At 64.9% G+C, this 18,443-nt stretch carries 17 protein-coding genes; 9 read left to right on the forward strand and 8 right to left on the reverse strand.

From position 1 onward, the window contains the following. Window positions 1-66: 66 nt before the first annotated feature. The 4 genes from ACUDP5_RS17480 (at window position 67) to ACUDP5_RS17495 (ending at window position 5,149) form a co-directional block, all read left to right on the forward strand. The gene (locus tag ACUDP5_RS17480; protein ID WP_263914070.1) at window positions 67-1,638 is read left to right on the forward strand and encodes an ABC transporter substrate-binding protein; all 1,572 of its coding nucleotides are present in this window, start codon (window positions 67-69) and stop codon (window positions 1,636-1,638) included. Window positions 1,639-1,648: 10 nt separating this feature from the next. Beyond that, window positions 1,649-2,971 (forward strand): acyl-CoA thioester hydrolase/BAAT C-terminal domain-containing protein, encoded by a 1,323-nt coding sequence (locus ACUDP5_RS17485; protein WP_263914071.1) that lies wholly within the window; start codon window positions 1,649-1,651, stop codon window positions 2,969-2,971. Window positions 2,972-2,991: 20 nt separating this feature from the next. Further along, the gene (locus tag ACUDP5_RS17490) at window positions 2,992-4,164 is read left to right on the forward strand and encodes a CMD domain protein (RefSeq protein WP_445656726.1); all 1,173 of its coding nucleotides are present in this window, start codon (window positions 2,992-2,994) and stop codon (window positions 4,162-4,164) included. A gap of 127 nt (window positions 4,165-4,291) precedes the next feature. Continuing rightward, window positions 4,292-5,149: an SAM-dependent methyltransferase gene (locus ACUDP5_RS17495; protein WP_263914073.1), complete on the forward strand. Its 858-nt coding sequence runs from the start codon at window positions 4,292-4,294 to the stop codon at window positions 5,147-5,149. Window positions 5,150-5,256: 107 nt separating this feature from the next. On the opposite strand, the gene ACUDP5_RS17500 is transcribed toward ACUDP5_RS17495, so the two are convergent. After that, window positions 5,257-5,466, reverse strand: coding sequence for a hypothetical protein (locus ACUDP5_RS17500; RefSeq protein WP_445656727.1), 210 nt, complete (start codon window positions 5,464-5,466; stop codon window positions 5,257-5,259). A 226-nt stretch (window positions 5,467-5,692) separates the two neighbouring features. Here ACUDP5_RS17500 and ACUDP5_RS17505 point away from each other — a divergent pair, with 226 nt between their 5' ends. Continuing rightward, window positions 5,693-6,352, forward strand: a complete 660-nt coding sequence (locus ACUDP5_RS17505) for a DUF7716 domain-containing protein (protein WP_445656728.1) — start codon at window positions 5,693-5,695, stop codon at window positions 6,350-6,352. 46 nt (window positions 6,353-6,398) lie between these two features. Here ACUDP5_RS17505 and ACUDP5_RS17510 read toward each other — a convergent pair whose 3' ends face one another. Further along, the gene (locus tag ACUDP5_RS17510) at window positions 6,399-7,508 is read right to left on the reverse strand and encodes a hypothetical protein (protein WP_445656729.1); all 1,110 of its coding nucleotides are present in this window, start codon (window positions 7,506-7,508) and stop codon (window positions 6,399-6,401) included. Between the two features lie 557 nt (window positions 7,509-8,065). Here ACUDP5_RS17510 and ACUDP5_RS17515 point away from each other — a divergent pair. After that, on the forward strand, window positions 8,066-8,638 hold the full coding sequence (locus tag ACUDP5_RS17515) for a VOC family protein (RefSeq protein WP_445656730.1): 573 nt from the start codon (window positions 8,066-8,068) through the stop codon (window positions 8,636-8,638). Between the two features lie 158 nt (window positions 8,639-8,796). Continuing rightward, window positions 8,797-9,108 carry a hypothetical protein gene (locus ACUDP5_RS17520; RefSeq protein ID WP_445656731.1) on the forward strand — a complete coding sequence of 104 codons (312 nt, stop codon included), beginning with the start codon at window positions 8,797-8,799 and terminating at the stop codon, window positions 9,106-9,108. 20 nt (window positions 9,109-9,128) lie between these two features. Here ACUDP5_RS17520 and ACUDP5_RS17525 read toward each other — a convergent pair whose 3' ends face one another. Together ACUDP5_RS17525 and ACUDP5_RS17530 are read right to left on the reverse strand one after the other, a co-directional pair. Then, complete coding sequence (locus tag ACUDP5_RS17525) at window positions 9,129-9,803, reverse strand: SOS response-associated peptidase (protein ID WP_445656732.1); 675 nt, start codon at window positions 9,801-9,803, stop codon at window positions 9,129-9,131. 78 nt (window positions 9,804-9,881) lie between these two features. Continuing rightward, complete coding sequence (locus tag ACUDP5_RS17530; protein ID WP_445656733.1) at window positions 9,882-10,265, reverse strand: hypothetical protein; 384 nt, start codon at window positions 10,263-10,265, stop codon at window positions 9,882-9,884. Window positions 10,266-10,433: 168 nt separating this feature from the next. Here ACUDP5_RS17530 and ACUDP5_RS17535 point away from each other — a divergent pair, with 168 nt between their 5' ends. Next, the gene (locus tag ACUDP5_RS17535; protein WP_445656734.1) at window positions 10,434-11,027 is read left to right on the forward strand and encodes a BPSL1445 family SYLF domain-containing lipoprotein; all 594 of its coding nucleotides are present in this window, start codon (window positions 10,434-10,436) and stop codon (window positions 11,025-11,027) included. A gap of 27 nt (window positions 11,028-11,054) precedes the next feature. On the opposite strand, the gene ACUDP5_RS17540 is transcribed toward ACUDP5_RS17535, so the two are convergent. Then, window positions 11,055-12,968 carry a radical SAM protein gene (locus ACUDP5_RS17540; protein ID WP_263914083.1) on the reverse strand — a complete coding sequence of 638 codons (1,914 nt, stop codon included), beginning with the start codon at window positions 12,966-12,968 and terminating at the stop codon, window positions 11,055-11,057. A gap of 100 nt (window positions 12,969-13,068) precedes the next feature. On the opposite strand from ACUDP5_RS17540, the gene ACUDP5_RS17545 reads away from it, so the two are divergent. Beyond that, a complete protein-coding gene (locus tag ACUDP5_RS17545) occupies window positions 13,069-13,491 on the forward strand; it encodes a hypothetical protein (protein ID WP_263914084.1) in 423 nt (140 codons plus the stop codon). A gap of 7 nt (window positions 13,492-13,498) precedes the next feature. On the opposite strand, the gene fhuE is transcribed toward ACUDP5_RS17545, so the two are convergent. The 3 genes from fhuE to ACUDP5_RS17560 form a co-directional block, all read right to left on the reverse strand. Then, window positions 13,499-15,694 (reverse strand): ferric-rhodotorulic acid/ferric-coprogen receptor FhuE, encoded by a 2,196-nt coding sequence (gene fhuE, locus ACUDP5_RS17550; RefSeq protein WP_445656735.1) that lies wholly within the window; start codon window positions 15,692-15,694, stop codon window positions 13,499-13,501. Window positions 15,695-15,846: 152 nt separating this feature from the next. Next, a complete protein-coding gene (locus ACUDP5_RS17555; protein WP_445656736.1) occupies window positions 15,847-16,992 on the reverse strand; it encodes an alpha-hydroxy acid oxidase in 1,146 nt (381 codons plus the stop codon). A 342-nt stretch (window positions 16,993-17,334) separates the two neighbouring features. Beyond that, on the reverse strand, window positions 17,335-18,363 hold the full coding sequence (locus tag ACUDP5_RS17560; RefSeq protein WP_445656737.1) for an NADP-dependent oxidoreductase: 1,029 nt from the start codon (window positions 18,361-18,363) through the stop codon (window positions 17,335-17,337). Window positions 18,364-18,443: the final 80 nt, after the last annotated feature.

Consider the following 18,443-nt stretch of genomic DNA (forward strand, 5'->3'; position numbering starts at 1 on the left):
CGCGGCGCTACCGCCGCGATCCATGGAACCTTTACTGATCGTTCCCCCTCACCAAGGACGCCGAACATGAAACGCCTGATTCTCTCGACCCTGACCGCCGCCATCCTGGGCGTGTCCGCCGCGGCCTCGGCCGACAACCTGTCCATCGGCTTTGCCGACCCGTTGTCGTCGCTGGACCCGCAACTGAACAACCACGCCGGCGACCGCTCGGTGGCCCTGCACTTCTGGGACCTGCTGATCGAAAACAAGTGGAACAAGCTGCAGCCCGGCCTGGCCGTGAGCTGGAAGCCGCTGGACAGCACCACCTGGGAATTCAAGCTGCGCGAAGGCGTCAAGTGGCAGGACGGCACGCCGTTCACCGCCGACGACCTGATCTATTCCTACACCCGCGCCCGCGCCGTGCCCGGCAGCGTGGCCACCTACGCCGGCTATCTGCGCACCATCGACACGATGACCGCCAAGGACCCGCTGACCCTGATCGTCAAGACCAAGGCGCCCAACCCCGACCTGCCGCTGAACCTGGCGTCGGTGCACGTGGTCAGCAAGCACGTCGGTGAAAAGTCGACGACCGAAGACTACAACTCGGGCAAGGCCATGGTCGGCACCGGCCCCTACAAGTTCGTGTCCTACACCCCCGGCGACCGCGTCCTGATGGAACGCAACGACGGCTACTGGGGCGAGAAAGCCACCTGGGACAAGGTCAACTACCGCTACATCAACAACGCCGCCGCCCGCACCGCCGCGCTGCTGGCCGGCGACGTGGACGTGATCGACAAGGTCTCGGTATCTGACCTGGCCAAGCTGCAAAAGGCCCCCAACGTGTCCGTCTACCCCTACGACGGCCTGCGCGTGATGATCCTGCAGCCCAGCTTCAACCCTGCGCCCAACCAGTACATCACCGACAACAACGGCAAGCCGCTGGACAAGAACCCGCTGCTGGACGTGCGCGTGCGCCAGGCGCTGAACCTGGCCATCAACCGCAAGGCCATCGCCGACCGCATCCTGCAAGGCGCCGCCACCGAAGCCAACCAGTGGATGCCCAAGGGCACCTTCGGCTACAACCCCGACGTGAAAGACATCCCCAACGATGTCGAACAGGCCAAGAAGCTGCTGGCGGCCGCCGGCTACCCGGACGGCTTCAAGCTGACGATGCACGTGCCCAATGACCGCTACCCGCAAGGCCCGGAAACCGCCCAGGCCGTGGCGCAGTTCTGGACCCGCATCGGCGTCAAGACGCAAGTGGAAGTCGTGCCGTGGGCCGTGTATTCGGGCCGCGCCAACAAGAACGAATTCGCCGTCAGCATGCTGGCATGGGGCAATGGCACGGGTGAAGCCAGCTACGCGCTGGTCAACATCCTGGCCACCGTCGACGCCAAGAAGGGCCTGGGCGCGTCCAACTGGGGCCACTACAGCAACCCCAAGGTCGATGCCGCGCTGGACCAGTCCACCTCGGAATTCGACGTGGCCAAGCGTGAAGCCATCCTGCGCGACTCGGTCAAGCTGGTGGCCGACGACGTCGGCATCATCCCGCTGTACCACTACAAGAACATCTGGGCCACCAAGAAGGGCCTGAAGGTCACCCCGATGACCAGCGACCGCACCGCGGCCATGATGGTCACCAAGGACACGGGCAAGTAAGGCACGCATCATGGTCCCTACCCTGAGCATCCAACCCGTCGACGCGCTCATCGACGTGCCCCGCCACATCCGGGTCGAGCACGTCGCGCCCGGCCAGACGGTCGAGATCACCGCCTTGACCCGCCGCAACGGCGTGCTGTGGCAAAGCCACGCCGCTTTCGTGGCGGGCGAGGACGGCGCGGTCGACCTGTCGCGCGACGCCCCGGCGTCGGGCGACTACGCCGGCGTGTCGCCCATGGGCCTGATCTGGTCGCAGTCCCCCGTGGACTCACCCAGCCGCGAACACTTCAACCACCCGGTCACCGACGCCCTGGTCACCGACATCGTCGTGCGCGCCTCGGGTGCGCAGGCCCAGGGCCGCTTCGTGCAGCGCCTGGCCGCCGACGGCGTCACCCGCATCGAGGTGCGTGAGGAAGGCCTGGTCGGCACGCTGTACCTGCCGGCCGGCGCCACGCCCGGCTCGCACCCGGCCGTGCTGATCCTGAACGGCTCGGGCGGCGGCATCAACGAACCGCGCGCGGCGCTGTATGCCTCGCGCGGCTACGCCGCCTTTGCGCTGGCCTACTTCAAGGCGCCGGGCCTGTCCGACTACATCTCGAACACGCCGCTGGAGTATTTCCAGACCGGCCTGCGCTGGCTGCGCAAGAAGGTCCAGCCCAAGCACGACTTCGTCGCCATCAGCGGACAGTCGCGCGGCGGCGAACTGGTGCTGCTGCTGGGCGCCACCTTCCCCACTGAAGTGTCGGCGGTGGTGGCCTATGTGCCCGGCGCCGTCGTGCACAGCGGCCAGAACGCCTGCGACCCGAAGATCGGCCGCGAAGGCCCGACCTGGCTGCTGGGCGGCAAGCCCCTGCCCCACGTCTGGGAAAACAACCGCACCGCCACCTGGGCGCCGTTTGACGAAGGCCCGTCGCCACACCGCCACGAAAAGGCCATCCTGACCGCCTTGCAGGACCCGGACGCCGTGGCGCGAGCCCGCATCCGCGTCGAAGACATCCAGGGCCCGGTCATGCTGCTGTCCGCCACGGATGACGGCTCGTGGCCGTCCAGCCTGTATTCGAAGATGGTGCGGGACAAGCTGGCCGAGGTGCAGCACCCCTATCCGGTCAAGTGGCTGGACTACCAGAACGGCGGGCATTCCATCCTGTTCCCGTACGTGCCCACCACGCAACTGGTCTATGCCCACCCCGTGTCCGGCAAGATCAGCACCAGCGGCGGCAACCCCAAGGACAACGCCCGCGCCGACCAGGAATCCTGGGAAGGCGTGCTGACGTTCCTGGACGCGGCGGTGAAAGCCCGCGCGGCCAGCGCCGCCGCCAAGCCGGCGCAATGACACTCAAGGAGACGCTCTCAATGGCCCAACAACCTATCGTCTACGACGCCGCGAAAGACCTCGTTGACCAGCTCGTCGGCCTGAAGGCCGACAGCACCACCTACGCCGCACGCCACCAGCGCGACAAGGTCGCCGCCGCCACGCAAGGCAGCTACGACGCCCTGTTCGACCCGGCGCTGCCCGGCCTGACCCTGGCCGAGCGCCTGCTGGTCGCGCTGTATGCGTCGCGCCTGACGCCGTCGCCCGCCCTGGCGGCCCACTACCGCCAGCGCCTGGTGGACGCCGGCGCCAACGCCGCCGACATCCAGGTGGCCGACGCCGGCAAGCCCGCCGACGCCGCCGATCCACGCCTGGCCGCGATCCTGGAATTCACGCGCAAGCTGATCGAAAAGCCCGTCGAAGGCGACGAGGCCGCGCTCAAGACCCTGCCGGCCGCGGGCATTTCGACGCCGGCCGTGGTGACCTTGTCGCAGCTGATCGCCTTTCTGTCGTACCAGGTGCGCCTGGTGGCGGGCCTGGACGCCATGAAGTCGCTGGCCGAGCAACCCGGCCGCGCGGCCGGCACGCCCGCCGCGCCCTTCCCGGCCAACACCGCGGCCACCGCGCCCGGCGACGTCATCAAGAACCACGGCTTTACCAACGAATCGCTGGAATGGAAGGCCTGGCTCGACGTCATTGACCTGGACAAGGCCACGCCCGACCAGATCGCCGTGCTGGAAGAAAGCCACCCGAAGGCCAAGGTGTCGGATTACTACCGCTTCCTGGTGCACCAGCCGGAAATCCTGCGCCAGCGGTCCACGGCATTCAACGCCATCATGTACGCCCCCGGCGGCCTGTCGCGCGCCGAACGCGAGCTGGGCGCCACCGTCGTGTCGCGCGTCAACGGCTGCGTGTACTGCGCGTCGGTGCATGCGCAGCGCTTCGAGCAACTGGCCAAGCGCAATGACGTGATCGCCCAGGTGTTCGAAGACCCCACCACCGCCGGCACCACCGCGCGCGAACTGGCGATCGGCAAGTTCTCGATCCAGATCACCGACGCCCCCGCATCCGTCAATGCCGACAGCATCCAGGCCTTGAAGGACGTGGGGCTGACCGAAGGCGAGGTGCTGGATTTGCTGCATTCGGACGCGATCTTTGCGTGGGCCAATCGCCTGATGCTGAACCTGGGCGAGCCGGTTTTTCCGCAAACCTGACGCGGTAACTCTGCCGGCGTCAGTCTGCGGCACCGGCATCAGGCGAAAGGCGCCGCGTTTTCGTTAAACTGACGTTTTCCCGCCTTCTTTTGCGCCCCGCTGCCCGCGGGGCGCATTGCCTTGCCCCATGTCCGAAAAAACCCACGACATCCGCCCCGGCCAGTCGATTGAACTGCTCAAGGCCCTGCACATCCTGACCCGCGACGGCAAGATGAACCAGGACAGCCGCAGGAAGCTGAAACAGGTCTACCACCTGTTCCAGTTCATCGAGCCGCTGCTCAAGGACGTCCAGGAAGAACGCGGCGCCGTCACCCTGGCGGATCATGGCGCGGGCAAGTCGTACCTGGGCTTCATCCTGTATGACCTGTTCTTCAAGGAACAGAAAGACGCCGCCAAGGGCGGCTCGCACATCTACGGCATCGAAACCCGCGAAGAACTCGTCAAGTCATCCGAAGAACTGGCCAAGCGCCTGGGCTTTGACGGCATGTCGTTCCTGAACCTGTCGGTGGCCGAATCGATCACCTCGGACAAACTGCCCAAGACCATCGACGTCGTCACCGCCCTGCACGCCTGCAACACCGCCACCGACGACGCCATTCATTTCGCGCTGGAAAAAAAGGCCAAGTACATCGTCGTCGTGCCTTGCTGCCAGGCCGAAGTGGCATCCGTGCTGAGAAAGAACAAGGCCCGCGCCCTGGCCGACCCCCTGGCCGAAATCTGGCGCCACCCGCTGCATACGCGTGAATTCGGCAGCCAGATCACCAACGTGCTGCGCTGCCTGCAACTGGAAGCCCACGGCTACCAGGTCAGCGTGACCGAATTGGTCGGGTGGGAACACTCGATGAAAAACGAACTGATCATCGCGCAGTACAAGAACCTGCCGAAGAAAAAGCCGGCCGAACGCCTGACCGAGATGCTGGACCGGATCGGCCTGCAGGAATTGAAGGATCGGTTTTTCTTGCCGGATGCGGCGGTGGCAGCGTAAAGCAAAAAGCGAAACCGGCAATGGGTTTCGCTTTTTTTTTGTCTTTTGACGGCTTTCGGCACGGACAGGCCGGCGACCTCGCCCGCTTCAGCATGCGCGCCGCGGAATCAATTGCTGCGACGCAGCCGATCCGAGGACTGCTTGTTCAGCCGCTTGGCTTCGGCTTCGGCGTAGTCTTCTTCGCCCTCTTCGTACTTGCCGTCATACATGCAGCTGCTGCGGACCCAGCCGCATTCGCCAACGACCTTGGCGCAGCCCGAACTGAGCACCGCGAGAAACAGCACGACACCGTAACGGCCCAACGTTTGAATCGACATATTGCTCCTTGATGTTCCCGGTAGTGTACGGGTGAGGATGACGGCTACGGCCGCGAAACGCAGTAAAAAATGGTGTCAAAGGCCGGTGGCGGGTCAATGAAAGACACGACCGTACCCTCGTGCCGGGCGTCTGGATCGGTACACGCGGGATCCCGCCTATTCATGTCGGACTCGCAGTCCATGCATCAGAATCTGGCATCATCGCCCTTTTGGGCGGCCCCTTCCCATGCGCAAACTCCTCTGCCTTCGCGACGCCATAGAAGCCATCGCCGCGTGTCATGACGACGGCGACGTCTGGGACCGCTATTGCTGGGTCTACGTGACCGACGACGTGCCGCTTGTCGACGCCCGACTCTATCTGTCTACCCGCGACGACGAAGACGATCCTGCCGTCGATGAAGACGGCGAGGAACATCCCGCCTTCGCCATGGCGCACGGACTGGTCAACTACCTGGAAGCCGCCACCTTCGCCGACGTATTGAGCGTGCAGAAACGGCAGCAGCCGTTATCGCAGCTGGAAGACTACGCCGTCGCACTCGAACACTACGCCGAGCAAGACGCGTTCCTGGACCGTGGCGAGTTCTATCGCGGCGGCAAAGAACCCGAGCCGACGCCGGGTCTATCCCGCGACATTTACGCGGAATACGACCTGCACCTGACCGCATGCCCGGCAGACCGCCTGCTGGGGGCCGCCAAGGCAGCCGCTGAACTGCTGGGTATCAATGCAGCCGAAGCGTTGAACCGTTGCCGGCAGCTTCCGCTGGTACTGGGCGAACGCGTCGACGCCCGCGAACGCGACCGCATCGAAGCGCGCTTCGCCGACACGTCCCTGCCCCTGCAAAGAACGACCCACGTGCCACTGGCGTGGCAAATGGGCCGCCCTTGAAGCTGTTGACGCAAGAGGCCTAGACGCAAAAAGCCTAGGCGCGCGATCAGCGCGGCGCGCCGATCTGCAGCAAGGTGAATTCGCGCCGCATGTAGCGGTTCATCACCTGCGCCAGAATCGGGTTGCCGGCATTTTCCACCTTCGGCGCCGTCAGGTTCACCACCGCCGCGCACAGCTTGCCGGCCTGGACCGTCTTGCCCGAGAACTTGGCCGGCACCGCATCGGCCATGCTCGCCTTCCAGGCCGCATCGATGCCATCAACGGCCTGCTTGGCGGTCGCGCAATCCGCGTAGGACAGCGACATCACCACCGCCGGCACGGCGTCGATCTGGACGTCCGCAATGATCCCCGAGAAGTAAGGCGGAATACCGCGCCCGTTGGCCTCGGTCGCCGCCTTGAGATTCTGCTTGGCGGTGTCGATATCGCCATTCGCCGACAGCAACACCTTCGCCGGATCCACCGCGTTAAGCCCCATCACCGGGGAAATCACCGCGGCCTGCACGATGCGGCCGCTGTTCGCAGGCACTCCTTCCTGCAAGCCGGCCACAGCCGCTGCCACCGCATCGCTGTCTGCCACCGAAGGCTTGGGCTGCGCCAGGCTCTTCATACCCCCCGCTGACGGCGCCTGGATCAACGCAGAATCCAGCGGCAACACAAAGCTGGCCTTGCCCATCATGCCGCGCCACGGGCTCTTCGGGTTGGCCTTCTTCAGATCCATCGCGCCCTCGGCGCCATTGGCGATCAGGCCCGGCACACCGCCGTCCACCGCAACAAAATCGTCCTGCTTCAGATTGGCGACCAGTTTCTCGACCGCTTGCTTATCCTTCAGCCCCCAATAACTGACATTGGAGGGCGCCTGGCCAAACCCGGCGAAATACAAAACCTCGTCCACCGCGACTTTCGCATTCAGCGACCACTGGTCCAGGCCATAACCGATGGATTCGATCGGCTGGATCGGCTGCGCCAGACTCAGCCTGCGCATACCGTCTGCCGTCGGCCCGGATTTTTCCAATCCGCGCCAGGCCTGCACGTCCATAAAGAAAATCTGCATCGCCTGCGGCGTGGAGAGCGCCGCTTGCGGTATCTGCTTCAAGGCCTGCTGCAATGTCTGCGTACTGTCTTGTGCCGCGGCCGACGTTCCAAATCCTGCCAGCATGCAGAGTGCAAGAGCCTTTAAGCGCATCAACTTTCTCCGTTTTTCTTGATGGGTTTGACGATCGAGCGAATCCCCGTCGAGGCAAGCCGATTTCGCCAGGCGCCGTCGCGGTCAACGGCGTTCGCGCGCGTCAAGACTTGCTTGTCGGGGTTCGACACAGGCCGTGGTCCAAATTCGGGGACATGGCGGGATCGATGGGAGATAGTACCTGAATGCTGGAGGATGGATTCCGAAGCAAGCAAATGCATGAAGAAATAAGACGTGACAACTTCGCCCATCGGACAAGCACGTCCAGGCCACTCAGTCCCGATAGCCGATATTCCCTTGTGTCCAGGATGACCGCCATTCAATCAACGCATCAATGCCATCGCGGCAGCGAAATTCAGAATTATCCAAGTTTCCAAATATCCCCCTTCCAGTAGCTTGAAACGGCGTATCACTCATGCGATCACGGTTGATCGCTCGCTTACGCCGTAGCGCACCGCTCGTGAAAAGAAGGTAACCGCAGGACGAGTCGCCAGCGTTTGGCACGCTACGCAACCCCCAGGAGGCACAAGATGAGTCATCCCGAACGGAATCCGTTGGAACAGATTGTCCTGGTCCCCGCTGCCGTCCCCCGGCCCCGGAAACTGGCGCATCTGGTATTTCGGACACGGCAGCTGAATGTGATGCTGGATTGGTACTGCTCAGTATTGGGCGCGCATATCGTTTTTGCCAATGAACAGATCGCGTTCGTGACCTATGACGACGAACACCATCGGGTGGCGCTGATCAACGAACCGGCCGAGCCGGCCGGCGCGCCCCGGGTGGGCTTTCACCATGCCGCATTTACGTATGGCAGTCTGGCGGAGCTGCTGGCTACCTATACCCGGCTGAAGCAGGACAACATCGTGCCGCACCTGTGCATCCTGCATGGCCCCACGGTGTCGATGTACTACCGGGACCCGGATGGCAACGACATCGAATTGCAGATCGACGTGTTTGAAACCGCGGATGAGGCGACCACCTGGATGGTGGGCGAGGCTTTTTCCCATAATCCCATCGGGATTCTTTTCGATCCCGATGACATGGTTCATCGCTTTCGAGCTGGCGAACCGCTGGTCACGCTCATCCGGCGCGCCGACATGTAGCCTGGCCCCGCGGCGCGCAGATCTTCACAGACGATCACAACTCTCCCATACCTGAACGCCTGTGCGGGCGGCACAATAGCGGAATACTTTCATCACGGCGACCCGAGAATCTGGCGGGTCGGCCGTGCAGGCCCCCAAGTTTTCCAAGGATGCGCACCATGCCGACATTCCGAATCCAACTGCTCGCAGGCGTTGCGCTGCTTGGCGCGGCCGCCACGGCCTCGGCCATCACGATGGACCCGGTGTTTTCCACCCCCGCACTCGGTTTGTCCAAGCCCGCCGCGGTGCAGGACGAGGGCGCATCGCAAAGTGGCGCAGAGGCATGCGAACCGAAAGAGCGGCTCCAGATCGGGCTGTCGGACAGCGACACGAAGTTGGTGCTGCCCTGGTTCGTCACCGAACTCAAGGATGCGGTGAATGAAGACCGGTCGCTTGAGGACACGGCCAAGGGGCTGGCGCGGGGGCTTTGAAACCCCGCAGCGCCGCGCGACTAAAACAACGATAGATTGGTCGCATTGCCTTGCGGCATCGGGGTGGCACACCAGCTTTCTGCCGGCGCGCCGCGCAGCATGGCCATGGCCTCGTCAGGCGAGGCCCCCAGCCAGGCGTCATAGGCGGTATCCGCCAGCAACACGACCATGCGCTTTTCTTCATGGCTGCGGTGATACCGCTGGAATAATGCGTGATCGTCGGCGTTGACGGTGATCATGCTGTAGGTTTCCAGCACACCGCCCTCGGCATCCCGACCGCGCTCCCAGATACCCGCCAGGCCCAGCGGATGGCCATCGGCACGGGTGAAGCGCGTGGATATCTGGAATTTCTGACGCCAGTCCGGTTCGAAAATGGCGTCGGCCGGGATGAGGCACCGTTGCCCGTCAAACCAGGCGGCTTGGAAGGTGCGGGCCGTTTCCAGTCGGTCTGACCGGGCGTTGAAGGTGGACAGTTTTGGCGAGGGCGCGGCGCCGCGCCGGGTCAGGCCCCAGCGTCCGACCACGGCTTCGCGCGGTTCACGATTGCCGTTGCCATCGCCTTTGACTGGCCGGCGCACGAACACCCCATTCACACCCGGACGCATGTCGTGCGCATACGGTTTTTCGGGCATCGGCACGCCGAATAGCTTCAGCAGCAGTTCGGCGTCTTTCAGGGTCTGGTAGTGGCTGCACATGGCACCCTCCCATCGGAAGGGTCAGTATATGGCCTGCGTGGCGGCACGCCGATCCTGTTGTGACGACAGCCCGCCTCTCTATTTCTTCGGCGCGTACACCAGCTTGATCGGCGTACCCGGCTTGAAATTCGCAGACTGCGGACCATATTCCGGGTTGAACGACGGGTGCCACGCGCGCAGCTCGGTGTCCGACAGCCATTCCAGCTGCAGCTGATCTTCCGGGGTGGGCGCGTCGAACTGCGCCAGGGATTTCACGGCGGACTGGCATGCTTCCGACACACCGCGATCCAGAATCGAGACCTGCGTTTTTTCCGTCCACGTCAACGATCCGGCTTGTGGGCATTTGCGCACTTCGACGTGGTACTTGCCGTCAGGCGACGGCAGATCGACGATGATCTTGTTGGGGCCGCAGGCCGTCAGCAGGACGGACACGCCAAGCAAGAGCGGGAGGCATTTTTTCATCGGTGAACCCTCTGGCCATTGAGCCGGCCGGCCTGGAAACAGCTAGGGATCATACCGTGCGATGCCGGCCCGCAATCCACACGGCCCACCCAAAGCCAGAGTATCCTGCCGCTGAGCACTCGCTCTCTGACGCGTCGTCAAGGGTCTTGCCGACCCAAAGGAACCGCCATGCTTGATCTCTCGTCGAAATCGCGCCGCATCGCCCTGACCGCTTTGACCCTGGGCCTGGCCAGCGCGCTCTTCACCGGCTGCACCACCACCGGCCCGCAATCGACGGCGTCTGCCGCCGACAAGCGCCAGGAATTGAACGCCGCCGCTACGGCGACCCTGTCCAAGCTGTACGAGGCCGCGCCCCAATCCAAGCAGCTGGTGGCCCAGGCTCGTGGCGTGCTGGTGTTTCCGGCGGTGTTGAGCGCCAGCTTCATCGTCGGCGCCCAGCATGGGTCGGGCGTTCTGCGTGTGAATGGCCAGGACACCGGGTACTACAGCATCACGGGCGGGTCCATCGGCCTGCAGATCGGCGCGCAGTCCAAGGCCATGGTGGTCATGTTCATGACGGACGATGCCCTGGCCAAGTTCCGCAGCAGCAGCGGCTGGACGGTGGGCGCCGACGCGACGGTGGCCGTGGCGAATCTGGGCGTGAACGGCAATATCGACTCTTACACCGTCCAGCAGCCCATCGTCGGCTTCGTGCTGAACAACGGCGGCCTGGTCGCCGGGGTGTCTGTGGACGGCAGCAAGATTTCGCCGTTGCTGCTGTAGCCGCCGGGCGGGTCGTCCAGACCCGCCCTACCCCCGCTGGCTCAACGCGCGGCTGATGCGGTTCTTCGCGACCGTGGTCTTGGGCACCTTGAACGGGAACCACGTCCGCACGTCTTCGTCCAGACCGATGCCGTGCATGTAGTTGTAGATCGCTTTTTTCAGCGCCCGCCCCAGCGCGTCGTGATCGACGCCGGTGGGGTCATGAAAGCCGATGTCGTTCTTGGCGAAGGTGACGTCGGGCAGCGGCTGCAGCGTGACGCCGTATTCCTCGGGGTTCTTGCCCACCGGGGAATGCACCGTACAGGCAAAGCGGTGGAAAAAGCCGCTTTGGATGCAGTCGTTCTCGAACAGCTGGCGCACGTATTCCAGCGCGTCGACGGTGTCCTGCACGGTCTGGGTGGGAAAGCCGTACATCAGGTAGGCGTGCACCAGGATGCCGGCATCGGTGAAGGCGCGGGTGACGCGGGCGACCTGGTCGACCGAGACGCCTTTTTTCATCAGGTTCAGCAGGCGGTCGGACGCGACTTCCAGTCCGCCGGACACGGCGATGCAGCCGCTGTCGGCCAAGAGTTCGCACAGCTCGGGGCTGAAGGTCTTTTCAAAGCGGATGTTGCCCCACCACGAGATGCCGGCGTTGCGCTCGATCAGCTCGGTGGCCAGGGCTTTCAACGACTTGGGCGGCGCGGCTTCGTCGACGAAGTGAAAGCCGGTCTGGCCGGTTTCGCGGACGATGGCTTCGATGCGGTCGGCCAGCACGGTGGCGGACGCGCCTTCGTAGCGGCCGATGTAGTCCAGGCTGACGTCGCAGAAGCTGCATTTCTTCCAGTAGCAGCCGTGGGCAACGGTGAGCTTGTTCCAGCGGCCGTCGCTCCAGAGACGATGCATGGGGTTCAGCATGTCCAGCAGCGACAGGTAGCGGTCCAGCGGCAGGCCATCCCAGGTGGGAGTGCCGACTTCGGCAAACGCCACGTCGGGCTCGACCATGTTGATGTACCGAACCTGGCCGGATTCGGCATCGCGCAGGAAGGTGCGCACCAGGCGCTGGCGCGAGCGCTTGCCCTGCACGTGTTCCAGCAAGGCCAGCAAGGGGCGTTCGCCGGCGTCCAGGCAGACGTAATCGATGTAGTCGAAGACTCGCGGGTCTTTCAGTTCGCGCAGTTCGGTGTTGACGAAGCCGCCGCCCAGCACGGTGATGATGCCGGGGTCGTGCGCCTTGATGGCCTGGGCGATGCGAAAGGCGGCATAAACGGCGCCGGGGAACGGCACCGACAGCAGCACCATGGTGGGCGCGTGGCGTTCCAGGGCTTCGTGGGTCAGGTCGCGCAGGGTTTCGTCGACCAGGTTCAGCGGCGCGGCCAGGGCCTGGGCCAGGGGGTCGAAGGTGGGTTGGCTGCCGGCCAGCGATTCGGCGTAGCGCACGAATTCAAAGCGCGGGTCGATGCCGTCGCGCAGCACGTCGGCCAGGTCGTTCAGGTACAGCGTTGCCAGATGCTTGGCGCGGTCTTGCAGGCCCAGGGCGCCAAAGGCCCAGCCCAGGGGATCGCCGCCGTCTTCGTCCATATAGACGTCCAGCGTGGCAAAGCGCGGCCCTTCGGGCAGGAAGTTGCGGCCGGCGATGCGGTGCGCCAGGGTGGAGTCCCGGCCTTGCAGGAAGGCGATGACCGGGCCGATGGTGGCCAGGTAGCGCGGCTGCATGGCGATGAAGGCCTGGATGGGCGGGGTGTGCTTTTCCAGGGGCAAGGCGTCGATCTGGGCGGCGACGGCGCGCAGGCCGTCGGCCGACAGCAGGCGCAGCACCAGGGCCAGCGCCAGGTCTTCCTGCACCGCCGGGACCTCGCGCGAACGCAAAAAGCCGGTCAGGTAGGCCGTGGACGGGTATGGGGTGTTGAGCTGCGTCATCGGCGGAATGACCGACAGGACGCGTAAAGGCTTAGGGGACATGAGGCACGGCAAGACTGCCGTCAAAGCGGGGATCAGGGATGATTATAGGCAGTGCGGCGCCCTGCCCGCCGCCCCCGGCCCGATTGGCTACACTTGCCCCATGCGCCACGCCCCCGACCCGTTCGCCCCGCCCAGAAAAGCGCGCCCCGTGCGCCAGAACTCGCTGCTGTGGATCATCGAGCCCCTGGAACGGGACGCGAATTTCACGCATCGCAAGATGTTCGGCTGCGATGCGGCGTATCTGGATGGGTCCCTTTATCTGGTCGTGGCCGACCGGGACGAACCCTGGAATGGGGTCATGGTGTGCACCTCGCACGATCGCCAGGCGGCACTGATGCAAGACGTGCCCGGGCTGGTGCCGCATCCGCAGTTGAGCAAATGGCTGTACCTGCCGCAGACGGATGAAGGTTTCGAAGCGCGGGCGGCGCAGTTGGTGGAACTGGCGCTGGCGCGAGACCCGCGACTGGGCGTGGTGCCCAAGCCGCGGGCCCGGCGGCGCAAATCGTGGCGCGCCGAGGACTGAAGCTGCCTCAATACTGGTAGCGCACCGTCAAGGTTGCGCTACGCCCCGCGCCCCACGCCCCCTGGTTGTAGAACCCCACCTGCGAGTAGTACTTGCGGTCGAACAGGTTGTTGACGTTCAACTGCGCCGACAGGTTGCGGTCGAACTTGTAGCGCGCCATCAGGTTGGTCAGGGCGTAGCTGCCCTGGCTGACGCGTTCCTGCCCGTTGGGGCCGCTGGCCAGGGTGTAGATGCGGCTCTGCCAATTGACGCCGCCGCCCACGGTCAGGCGGTTCCAGCTGCCGGGCAGCTGGTAGGTGGTGAACAGGCGCACCAGGCTGCGCGGCTGGTCGGTCTGGATGCCGTTGCCGTCGCCGTCGCGCGCGGTCCAGTGTGAATAACCGGCGGCCACGTTCCAGCCCGGCGAGACTTCGCCCGACATTTCCAGGTCGAAGCCGCGGCTGCGGGTGCCTTGGCCAGCGCGATAGGCCTGATTGATGGTGCCGGGCACGAATTGGCCCGGGTCGACCTGGGCCACGTTGTCCTGGTTCATCTGGAACACCGCGGCGGACGCGTTCAGGCGGCCTTCCAGGAATTCGCCTTTGACGCCGGCCTCGTAGGCCTTGCCTTCCAGCGGATCCAGCCAGCTGCCGTTGCGGTCTTGATAGCTTTGCGGGTTGAAGATGCCGGTGTAGCTGACGTAGGCGGTGTAGTTCTCGTTGATGTCGTACAGCAGGCCGGCGTAGGGCGTGAAGGCGTCCTTGTCGAAGGCCTGCTTGCTGCCCCCGCCAAAGCCCACCGAGTCCGTCTTCCAGGTGCTGTAGCGCCCGCCCACGATCAGCTTCAGCGGATCGGCCAGGCTGAAGCGCAGCGCGCTGTACCAGCCGGTCTGCTTGGTGGTGTAGCGGCTGGCGGTGCTGGAATCGCCCCACTGCGGTTCGGGATACGAGCCGTCCCAATCGTAGAAATTGCCCACGGGCGCGGCGCCGGACGCCGGGAAGCGGCCGCGGAAGTCGGCGTACTGGCGGCTGAAGCTGGCGCCGAACACGGCTTCATGGGTGCGGCCGAACAGGTTGAAGGGGCCCGAGGCCTTCACGTCCAGGCTGTTCTGCTGGCGGTCGCCGTAGTACCAGGCCGGCGAGCCGTTCACGCCCAGGCCGGTGTTGCGGTCCGGCAGGCCGTACAGGTACAGCAGCTTGCCGTCCATTTCGTTCTTGGAATACGAGGCCGTAGTCTGGATGCGCCAGTCGTTGTCGAAGCGATGTTCCAGGCTGGCGAAGGCGCCCTGCGTGGTGCTGGCCCACGAGGTCCAGTCCGCGCCGGTGTTCAGCGAACGCTTCCAGTCCGTGCGGCCGCCGTCGGCGTACCACAGCGGAAAACCGCCCCAGCTGCTGCCCTTGGGCTGGTTGTCCTGGTAGTTGAAACCCACGCTTAACGTGGTGCGCGAGGTCAGGTCCGCGTCCACCACGCCGTAGAAGACCTTTTTGCGGTTCTCGTAGTTGTCCAGGAAAGAATGGTTGTCCTGGTAGGCCGACACGATGCGGCCGCGCACGCTGCCGCTGGCGTTCAGCGGCGACGACAGGTCAACGGTGGCGCGATAGGTATCCCAGCTGCCGGCGCTGACACTCATGTCGGCCGTGAACTCGCGGCTGGTGGCGTGCTTGCGCACCAGGTTGACGGACGCCGACGGGTTGCCTGCGCCGGTCAGCAGGCCGGTGGCGCCACGCACGACTTCGACGCGGTCGTAGATGATGGGGTCCTGCGACGACTCGCCCCCCGCATAGCCCATATCGAACGACGTAGGGATGCCGTCGTACATGTAGTTGCTGATGGCAAAGCCGCGCGAGTTGAACGAATAGCGCTCGCTGTCGTAGTTCTGCACCGAAATGCCCGGCGTGCTGGCCATGACGTCGGCCAGCGACCGCATGTTTTCGTCATCGATGCGCTGGCGCGTGACGACGGTGACCGATTGCGGGGTGTCACGCAGCGACATCGTCAGGCCGGTGCTGGCGGCGGTGGCGCGCGGCGTATACGAGCCGGTTCCTTCCGTGGTGGTGATATCGCCCTGGCCTTCGACCTTCACGGCGGGCAGCGTCGCGACGTCAGCCTGCTGGGCGAACGCAGCGCTGCTGGCAAGCGCCATCAGTACCAGGCTGGTGGTGCGCCGCAAGGCGGCGCGAGGACGAACGAGGCAGAGGTGGCCGACGGGCCGCGGGTCTTGCATGATGACTTCCTTGCACGGGCTGGAACAATAATTTGCAAGGAAGTGTAATGCAAACGCTTCTCATGTAGTTTCTTGTTGCAAGGACGCACCGAAGGTTGCGTCCCTGTTTGGTTTGGCTTGTGGCAAGGCGGCGGGCGTGGCACGCGCGCGACTCACCGAAACCGCAGATGCCGCCTTTGCAGTTGCGCCACGGTCTGGCAGCCCATCAGCTTCATGGCGCGTTCGATTTCAATGCGCATCAGGTCCAGCGCCCGTTCCACGCCGGGCCTGCCGGCGGCGGCCAGGGGGAACAGGTAGTAGCGGCCCAGGCCCACGGCCTTGGCGCCCAGCGCCAGGGCCTTGAGCACGTGCGTGCCGCGTTGCACGCCGCCGTCCATCATGACGTCGATGCGGTCGCCGACGGCGTCGACGATTTCGGCCAATTGGTCAAAGGCGCTGCGCGAGCCGTCCAGCTGCCGCCCGCCGTGGTTGGAAAGCACGATGCCGGTGCAGCCGATGTCGACGGCGCGCCTGGCGTCTTCGACGGACATGATGCCTTTCAGGCAGAACTGGCCGCCCCACTCGGCCACCATCGCGGCGACGTCGTCCCAGTTCATGGCGGGGTCGAGCATGTCGGTGAAGTAGCGGCTGATGGACATGGCGCCGCCGCCCATGTCGACGTGGGTGTCCAGCTGCGGCAGCCGGAAGCGTTCGTGGGTGACGTAGTTGATGGCCCACGCCGGCTTGGCGGCAAACTGGGCGATGCCGGCCAGGTTCAGGCGAAACGGAATGGCAAAGCCGGTGCGTTTGTCGCGTTCGCGGTTGCCGCCGGTGATGCTGTCCACGGTCAGCATCATGACCTGCACGCCGGCGGTCTTGGCGCGCGCCATCATCTCGCGGTTCAGGCCGCGGTCTTTGTGGAAGTAGAACTGGTAGACCTGGGGGCCGCCGCTGATCTGGCGGGCTTCTTCCAGGCTGACGGTGCCCAGCGACGACACGCCGAACATCGTGCCGAACTTGCCGGCGGCCGCAGCCACGGCGCGTTCGCCGTCGTGATGGAACAGGCGCTGCAGGGCCGTGGGCGAGCAATACACCGGCAGCGCCAGCTTCTGGCCCATCACCGTGACGGACATGTCCACCTGGGCCACGCCGCGCAGCACGTCGGGCACCAGGTCGCAGGCCTCGAAGGCGTCGGTGTTTCGGCGGTAGGTGGTTTCATCGTCGGCGGCGCCGTCGATGTAGTTGAAGATCGGGCCGGGCAGCCGCTGGCGCGCCATGCGGCGAAAGTCGTGGAAATTCTGGCACTGAGTCAGACGCATTGCGGGGTCCTTGGTCAACGCTGCAGGGGCGCGTCGCAGCGCAGCTTGAGAGCGGATTCAACGCCGCTGCAAGGCGGCAACAGGGCCGCTACAGGGCAGCCTCAAGACCACTTCAAAGCCGCTTCAAAGCCATATCAAGGCCACATCTCAAAGCCACATCTCAAGGCCGCGACGGCGCCGCCATGATATCGCCAAAGATCAGGCCGACCGGGCCCATGCGCCCGGAAATTTCCGCCGGGGGCATGGCGAAATTTTCGATACCCGGCGCCGTCATTGCGCGTTGCGGCCAGGGGCTGGCGTGCCTGTGCAACGCGCAATGACGACGCCCGGGTCCCGTGACGGCTATCGATCCAGCCGCACGACCAGCTTGCCGAAGTTCTTGCCGTCGAGCAGGCCGATGAACGCTTGTGGCGCCTGTTCCAGGCCGGCCACGATGTCTTCGCGCCAACGCAGCTGGCCTGTCTTGATCCATTGCGCCGCCTCGCGCAGGAAGTCGTCCTGCTGCGCGTCGACGAATTCATGCTGGATGAATCCGCGCAGCGTGATGCTCTTGGCCAGGATCTCGCGCATGGTGGCCGGCAGGCGGTCGGGGCCGCTGGCGGCCGCCGGGTCGTCGTTGTAGTTGGCGATCAGGCCGCACACCGGCACGCGCGCAAAGTTGTTCAAGAGCGGCAGCACTGCGTCCCACACATGGCCGCTGACGTTTTCGAAATACACGTCGATGCCGTCGGGGCACGCCTGGGCCAGCTGCTGCGCGAAGTCGGGCGCCTGGTGGTCGACCACCGCGTCAAAGCCCAGTTCGTCTTTGACGAAGGCGCACTTCTCGGGGCCGCCGGCAATGCCCACGACGCGCGCGCCCTGGATGCGGGCGATCTGGCCCACCACCGAGCCGACCGCGCCGCTGGCGGCCGCGACCACCACGGTTTCGCCGGGCTTGGGTTGGCCGATGTTGCGCAGGCCGGCGTAGGCGGTGAAGCCCGGCATGCCCAGCACCCCCAGCGCGGTGGACGGCGCAGCAAGGGTCGGATCCAGCCGGCGCAAATCGCTGCCGTCGGACAGCGCGTACTGCTGCCAACCCGCCGCCGACAGCACCACGTCGCCCTCTGCCCAATCGGGGTGCCGGGACACTTCCACGCGAGCCACGGTGCCGCCCACGATCACGTCGCCGATCTCGATGGGCGGCGCGTAGGATTTGGCCGCGCTGATACGCCAGCGCATGTAGGGGTCCAGCGACAGGTACTGGACCCGCAGCAGCACCTGGCCGTCGGCCGGCTCGGGGATGGAGGCTTGCTCGAAGCGAAAATCGCTGGGACGCGGCCGGCCGACAGGGCGGGAGGCCAGGACGACACGCAGATTCTGAGGGGTGGACATGAAAGGTTCTCCGTAGTTCAAGGGGACGCGAAGGGAAAGCGGTTTCGCGATACGGGGATACTAGGAGCGCCGCAGAGATA

The organism is Achromobacter sp. NCFB-sbj8-Ac1-l (assembly GCF_052695805.1).

What these genes read in the sequence shown, in the direction of transcription:
- ACUDP5_RS17480 (WP_263914070.1), top strand. Translation starts at nt 67, where the DNA reads ATGAAACGCCTGATTCTCTCGACCCTGACCGCCGCCATCCTGGGCGTG.
- ACUDP5_RS17485 (WP_263914071.1), top strand. Translation starts at nt 1,649, where the DNA reads ATGGTCCCTACCCTGAGCATCCAACCCGTCGACGCGCTCATCGACGTG.
- ACUDP5_RS17490 (WP_445656726.1), top strand. Translation starts at nt 2,992, where the DNA reads ATGGCCCAACAACCTATCGTCTACGACGCCGCGAAAGACCTCGTTGAC.
- ACUDP5_RS17495 (WP_263914073.1), top strand. Translation starts at nt 4,292, where the DNA reads ATGTCCGAAAAAACCCACGACATCCGCCCCGGCCAGTCGATTGAACTG.
- ACUDP5_RS17500 (WP_445656727.1), bottom strand. Translation starts at nt 5,466, where the DNA reads ATGTCGATTCAAACGTTGGGCCGTTACGGTGTCGTGCTGTTTCTCGCG.
- ACUDP5_RS17505 (WP_445656728.1), top strand. Translation starts at nt 5,693, where the DNA reads ATGCGCAAACTCCTCTGCCTTCGCGACGCCATAGAAGCCATCGCCGCG.
- ACUDP5_RS17510 (WP_445656729.1), bottom strand. Translation starts at nt 7,508, where the DNA reads ATGCTGGCAGGATTTGGAACGTCGGCCGCGGCACAAGACAGTACGCAG.
- ACUDP5_RS17515 (WP_445656730.1), top strand. Translation starts at nt 8,066, where the DNA reads ATGAGTCATCCCGAACGGAATCCGTTGGAACAGATTGTCCTGGTCCCC.
- ACUDP5_RS17520 (WP_445656731.1), top strand. Translation starts at nt 8,797, where the DNA reads ATGCCGACATTCCGAATCCAACTGCTCGCAGGCGTTGCGCTGCTTGGC.
- ACUDP5_RS17525 (WP_445656732.1), bottom strand. Translation starts at nt 9,803, where the DNA reads ATGTGCAGCCACTACCAGACCCTGAAAGACGCCGAACTGCTGCTGAAG.
- ACUDP5_RS17530 (WP_445656733.1), bottom strand. Translation starts at nt 10,265, where the DNA reads ATGAAAAAATGCCTCCCGCTCTTGCTTGGCGTGTCCGTCCTGCTGACG.
- ACUDP5_RS17535 (WP_445656734.1), top strand. Translation starts at nt 10,434, where the DNA reads ATGCTTGATCTCTCGTCGAAATCGCGCCGCATCGCCCTGACCGCTTTG.
- ACUDP5_RS17540 (WP_263914083.1), bottom strand. Translation starts at nt 12,968, where the DNA reads ATGTCCCCTAAGCCTTTACGCGTCCTGTCGGTCATTCCGCCGATGACG.
- ACUDP5_RS17545 (WP_263914084.1), top strand. Translation starts at nt 13,069, where the DNA reads ATGCGCCACGCCCCCGACCCGTTCGCCCCGCCCAGAAAAGCGCGCCCC.
- fhuE (WP_445656735.1), bottom strand. Translation starts at nt 15,694, where the DNA reads ATGCAAGACCCGCGGCCCGTCGGCCACCTCTGCCTCGTTCGTCCTCGC.
- ACUDP5_RS17555 (WP_445656736.1), bottom strand. Translation starts at nt 16,992, where the DNA reads ATGCGTCTGACTCAGTGCCAGAATTTCCACGACTTTCGCCGCATGGCG.
- ACUDP5_RS17560 (WP_445656737.1), bottom strand. Translation starts at nt 18,363, where the DNA reads ATGTCCACCCCTCAGAATCTGCGTGTCGTCCTGGCCTCCCGCCCTGTC.